Genomic DNA, 5,620 nt, shown 5'->3' on the forward strand with positions numbered 1-5,620 from the left:
CCGGAACCCGACGCGACCGCGACTCGGCCAGAGCCGGAGCCGTCCGGCCCGGCGGACGACGTTCACAAGGCGGCCAGCCCGGAGACAGCCGCACCCGAACCGGAGAGGCCCGCCCCGGCCGCCGGCCGCCAGGCCGGATCGGACCCGCGGGCCACCGGATCGCCGGAGCCGTCCCGGGCCGCCGGGATCGACCCGGGCCCGGCCGGCCGGGCACCCGACGCCCGGCCCGGCTCCGGCCGGCCCGCGGCGGCGACCGATGTTCCGTCGCACCCGCCGGCTCACAGCCGGCCTCCGGCACACCCGTGCCGGACCCGGCCACGCCCGTCGCAAAAGCCCTCGCGCCGGACCCGGCCGCGCCCGTCGTCGGAGCACCCGCGCCGCGCCCCGCCGCATCCGTCTCCGCGGCAGCGACGCCGAGCCCAGCCACTCCCGTTTCCGGCCCGCCCTCCGCTGCCGCGCCCGTTTCCGGCCCGCCCTTCTCCGCCGCGCCCGTCTCCAGCCCGCCCGTCTCCGGCCCGCCCCTCTCCGCCACACCTGTCTCCAGCCCGCCCGTTTCCGGCCCGCCCGCACCCGGTTCTGCGGCGCCGGTCCCCGGGTCGCCCGTCGACGACTTCCCGCCGCACTCCGGGACGGAGCCCACCGCGCCGGAGCCGACCGTCGCGCCGGCGCTCCCGGCCCGGCCGCCCGCCGAGCCGGACACACGGGGCCAGGCGGCCACCCCGGAGACGACGACCGCCCCGGTCAGTACGCCGCACCCGCCGACCCGAGCCGAGGTACCGACCCAGGGCACCACGACCCCCGACATCGCCCCGGCGGCCCCTGCCCCGCACACGCCGGCACCGGCCGACGTACCGGCACAGGCGGCGCGGGAGGCCGCCGCACCGGCAGTCACGTCGCACGAGAGCAGCGCGACCCCCGACACCGCCCCGACGACGGTCCCGCACGAACCGACCCCCGCCCAGCCGCGTCCCGTCCCGGATCCACCGGCCGTCCAGGAAGAACCGGCACCGGCACAGCCCCCCGCGGCCGTGGCCTCCACCGGGTCCACCCCGGCGGGGGACGCACCGCACACTCCGGCCCCGACCGGAACGGAGCAGGGGGCGCCCGAGCCGGACGCCGGCGCCGAGCGGCGGGAGTCCCGCCCGGCGGACCCGGAGCAGGCCCTCGCCGCCATCCGCTGGCGGCTGCACCCGGAGACCCTCCGCGAGGAGGCCCCCGATCCCCCGGCGCTGCGCGAGATCCGGGACGGACTGACCACCAAGCTCGGCAGCGCGCTGGACAACCGCAGCCGGGCCCGGCTGCTCAGCCTGCGCTCGGTGGCGTCCCGGATCCTCGGCGACCTGGACGACGCTCTGGCCGACGCGCGGCTCGCCCTCACGTACGCGGAGGCCACCGGCGAGTTGCGGCGGACCGCGCTGGCCCGCGCCCGGCTGGCCGAGGTGCTGCGCTGGCGGAGTGAGCACGCGGAGGCCGACCGGCTCTTCGCGGAGGCCAACTCGCCGGAGCTGCCCGACCGGCTGCGCGCGGTGCTGCACGAGCACGCCGGCCGCTCCTGCTACGACCAGGGCCGGCTGACCGAGGCGTGCCTGCACTTCGAGCGGGCGCTGGACCTGCGCCAGGGCGAGGACCCGGAGCTGAACGCACGCACCACGCTGGCGCTGGACGCGGTCGCGGAGCGGGCCGCGACGGGCGGGTTCGGGCCGAAGCCGCGCAGCCGGGAGACGGTCCTGGGCGGTGAGCGGCACCCGGTGCCGACCTTCGACGAGGAGCAGGAGCTCTGGGGGTACGCGGACGCCGAGGGCGAGCTGGTGATCGAGCACCGGTACGCCGAGGTGCAGCCGTTCCGCGAGGGTCTGGCGTGGGTACGCCGCCCGGAGGCGTCCCGTTGGGCGCTGATCGACACCACCGGCGCGGCGCTGATCGAGGCGAACAACGGTTACCGGGCGGTGGGCTCGTTCTCCGAGGGGCTGTCCTGGGTGTCGATGGACGGCAAGGGCCGGTGGATGGCGGTCGACCCGACCAACATCGTGAAGATCCCGCCGGGCTACGAGGACGTCCGGCCGTTCCGGGGCGGCCTGGCGGCGGTCCGGCAGAACGGCGGCTGGGGCGCGGTGGACCGGACCGGCCAGGTGGTGGTGCCGACCCGGTACCACGGCCTGACCACCCCGCTGGCCGACGGCCGGTACGTGGACGGCTTCACCGAGGACGGCCTGGCCGTGGTGGAGCTGGCCGGCCGCCGCGGGGTGGTGGACCGGACCGGCCGGGTGCTGGTCGCGCCGGCGTACCCGACGTTGGTGGTGCACCCGGTGGCGTTCCTGGTCGGCGACGAGTCGGGCCGGTGGGGCGCGCTGGACCGGCGGGGCGAGCTGCTGATCGACCCGGTGCACCCGAGCCGGGCCGCCGTGGTGGCGGAGATCGACCGGTTGCTCGCCGACACCAGCCCGGTGCTCTGAGGCACTGCCGCCCGGCTGAGCGTCACACCCCGTCGCGCCGCATGTCGACCATGATCGGGCGGGGCTAGGGTCGAGTCATGGAATTCCGACACCTAGGCCGCTCGGGCCTGCTGGTCAGCGAGATCTCGTACGGCAACTGGATCACCCACGGCTCGCAGGTCGAGGAGGAGGCGGCGACCGCCTGCGTGCGGGCCGCCCTGGACACCGGCATCACCACCTTCGACACCGCCGACGTCTACGCCGGCACGCGGGCCGAGGAGGTGCTCGGCCGCGCGCTGAAGGGCGAGCGGCGCGAGGGGCTGGAGATCTTCACCAAGGTGTACTGGCCGACCGGGCCGGGCCGCAACGACCGCGGCCTGTCCCGCAAGCACATCATGGAGTCGATCAACGGCTCGCTGCGCCGCCTGCAGACCGACTACGTGGACCTCTACCAGGCCCACCGCTACGACTACAGCACCCCGCTGGAGGAGACGATGGAGGCGTTCGCCGACATCGTGCACTCCGGCAAGGCGCACTACATCGGTGTCTCGGAGTGGCAGGCGTCGCAGATCCGCCAGGCGCACGCGCTCGCCCGCGAGCTGCGCATCCCGCTGGTCTCCAACCAGCCGCAGTACTCGATGCTGTGGCGGGTCATCGAGGCCGAGGTCATCCCCACCAGCGAGGAGCTGGGCGTCGGCCAGATCGTCTGGTCGCCGATGGCCCAGGGCGTGCTCTCCGGCAAGTACCTGCCGGGCCAGCCGCCGCCGGCCGGTTCCCGCGCCACCGACGAGAAGTCGGGCGCGGGGTTCATCGCCCGGTTCATGACCGACGAGGTGCTCACCCGGGTGCAGCGGCTCAAGCCCCTGGCCGAGCAGGCCGGGCTCACCATGCCGCAGCTCGCTGTCGCCTGGGTGCTGCAGAACCCGAACGTCTCCTCCGCGATCGTCGGCGCGTCCCGGCCGGAGCAGGTGCACGACAACGTGAAGGCGGCGGGTGTGAAGCTCGACGCCGACCTGCTCAAGGCGATCGACGAGATCGTCGAGCCGGTCACCGAGCGGGACCCGGCGAAGACCGAGAGCCCGGCGCAGCGTCCGTGACGCTCTCCCCGGGCCGGCGCGACCTCCGCGCCGGCCCGGGGCCCCGCGGAGGTACGCGCACCCGGAGCACCCCGCCGCTGCGCGGCGGCTCCCGCCGCGGGAGGGGTCAGCCCCGCCAGAACCGGATCAGCTCGAGCCCGAGCACGTAGAGCTGGGGCGGCAGCCCGAGGAAGTCCGCCACGTCGAAGACGGCGCCGAAGAACCAGTTGCCGATCCGCGGGCTCCACAGCAGCGCGAACAGCAGGATGAAGCCGTACGGGGCGAACAGGTCGTACATCCGCCGGTACTCCGGGCTCAGCCACGGCTGGATCATGTTGCCGCCGTCCAGGCCGGGCACCGGCAGCAGGTTGAGCACGCTAGCGGTGAGCTGGAGGAACGCCAGCAGCCCCACGCCCGCCCAGAACTCCAGCGGGCCGCCCACGCCCAGGCCGATCCGCACGGCCAGCACCAGCAGCAGGGTGAACAGCACGTTGGTGGCCGGCCCGGCCAGGCTGACCAGGGTGTGCCGCAGCCGGCCGGGGATGGCGTGCCGGTCCACCCACACCGCGCCGCCGGGCAGGCCGATGCCGCCCAGCAGCACCACCACCACCGGCAGCACGATGGACAGCAGCGGGTTGGTGTATTTGAGCGGGTTCAACGTCAGGTAGCCCCGGTGCGCGATGTCCCGGTCCCCGGCCCGGTACGCGACCACGGCGTGCGCGTACTCGTGCAGGCAGAGCGAGATCAGCCAACCGGAGACCACGAAGAGGAAGACGTCGAACCGGACGTTGCCGAACCGGTTCCAGGTCATCACCCCGCTGGCCACGAAGAGCGCGACCAGGGCCAGGAAGATCGCGCTGGGGCGGAACGCCGCCCGGGGCACCCCGAGCACCAGCGGGTCGCGCGGGCGGTCGTAGCCCGTCATTCGGCCGGGGGCAGCAAGCTCATCCGGTACTCCACCCGGTCGTCCTCGACGAGCGCGACGGAGGTGACGCCGGACGCCGCGAGCTCCCGCCAGGCCTGGCCGATCCACGACTCGGCGTCCGCCTGACTGGGGAACGACTCACCCGGCCCGTCGACCGAAGCGCCGTTCGCGCCCTCGTACCGCCAGCTCCACGCCATGCCGCGTCTCCCCTCGCCGCCGTCGCCCTGGGACGGAAACCCCCGCAAGCCTAGTCGGCCGGACGCGGGACGGCCCGGCCGCCATGGATCATGCCCACCGCCCGGCCGGTACGGTGGCGCGGTGCTGACTCAAGGAGTGGTGCTCAGCGACCGCTATCGGCTGGGCGAACGCATCGCGACGGGCGGCATGGGGGCCGTCTGGAAGTGCACCGACACCCTGCTGGGCCGCGAGGTCGCGGTGAAGGTGCTGCTGCCCTCGCTGGTCGCCGACCCCGAGTTCACCACCCGCTTCCACGCCGAGGCCCGGATGCTGGCCGCGCTGCGCCATCCCGGCATCGTCCAGGTGCACGACTTCGGCTCCGCGACCCTCGCCGACGGCAGCCAGGTCAGCTACCTGGTGATGGAGTACGTCGACGGCGAGCCGCTGGTCACCTGGATCCGGCGCGCCGGCCGGCTCGACCCGGCGTCCACCATGTCGGTGGTGGCGCAGGCCGCGCACGCGCTGCACGCCGCCCACCTCGCCGGGATCGTGCACCGCGACGTGAAGCCCGGCAACCTGCTGGTCAAACGCGACGGCTCGGTGGTGCTGGTCGACTTCGGGATCGCCCGGGCCAGCACCATGGCGGGCATCACGGCCGCGCACATGGTGCTCGGCACCGCCTCGTACATGTCACCGGAGCAGGCCGCCGGCCAGCCGGTGTCGCCGGTCACCGACGTCTACGCGCTCGGCGCGGTCGCGTACTACTGCCTGGCCGGGCGGCCGCCCTTCGACGGTGACAACCCGCTCCAGGTGGCCATGCGGCACGTCCAGGACGAGCCGCCGCCGCTGGTGGGCACGCCGCCGGCGGTGGTCGAGGTGGTCGGCCGGGCGCTGGCGAAGCGGCCGGCCGACCGGTTCCCGAGCGCGCTCGCCCTGGCCGAGGCCGCCCAGGACGCCCGGGACGCCACCCTCGCCGGCCTCCCCGTCCCGCCCCGCCCGCCGTGGGCGGT

The 5,620-nt window shown here is 75.2% G+C and carries 5 protein-coding genes; 3 read left to right on the top strand and 2 right to left on the bottom strand.

What is annotated here, in order from left to right:
• The first annotated feature begins 1,028 nt into the window (after positions 1–1,028).
• Both B0E53_RS32575 and B0E53_RS32580 read left to right on the top strand, forming a co-directional pair.
• Positions 1,029–2,453 (top strand): WG repeat-containing protein, encoded by a 1,425-nt coding sequence (locus B0E53_RS32575; RefSeq protein ID WP_246835709.1) that lies wholly within the window; start codon positions 1,029–1,031, stop codon positions 2,451–2,453.
• Between the two features lie 77 nt (positions 2,454–2,530).
• On the top strand, positions 2,531–3,529 hold the full coding sequence (locus B0E53_RS32580) for an aldo/keto reductase family protein (protein ID WP_107079471.1): 999 nt from the start codon (positions 2,531–2,533) through the stop codon (positions 3,527–3,529).
• A 106-nt stretch (positions 3,530–3,635) separates the two neighbouring features.
• On the opposite strand, the gene B0E53_RS32585 is transcribed toward B0E53_RS32580, so the two are convergent.
• Positions 3,636–4,433 carry a site-2 protease family protein gene (locus tag B0E53_RS32585; protein ID WP_107079472.1) on the bottom strand — a complete coding sequence of 266 codons (798 nt, stop codon included), beginning with the start codon at positions 4,431–4,433 and terminating at the stop codon, positions 3,636–3,638.
• Positions 4,430–4,630 carry a hypothetical protein gene (locus B0E53_RS32590; protein WP_107079473.1) on the bottom strand — a complete coding sequence of 67 codons (201 nt, stop codon included), beginning with the start codon at positions 4,628–4,630 and terminating at the stop codon, positions 4,430–4,432. The genes B0E53_RS32585 and B0E53_RS32590 overlap by 4 nt, the downstream gene beginning before the upstream one ends.
• 121 nt (positions 4,631–4,751) lie before the next feature.
• On the opposite strand from B0E53_RS32590, the gene B0E53_RS32595 reads away from it, so the two are divergent.
• The coding region (locus B0E53_RS32595; RefSeq protein WP_146167862.1) for a serine/threonine-protein kinase at positions 4,752–5,620 on the top strand (869 nt) is incomplete at its 3' end.

This window comes from Micromonospora sp. MH33 (assembly GCF_003013775.1).
Lineage (GTDB): Bacteria > Actinomycetota > Actinomycetes > Mycobacteriales > Micromonosporaceae > Micromonospora > Micromonospora fulviviridis.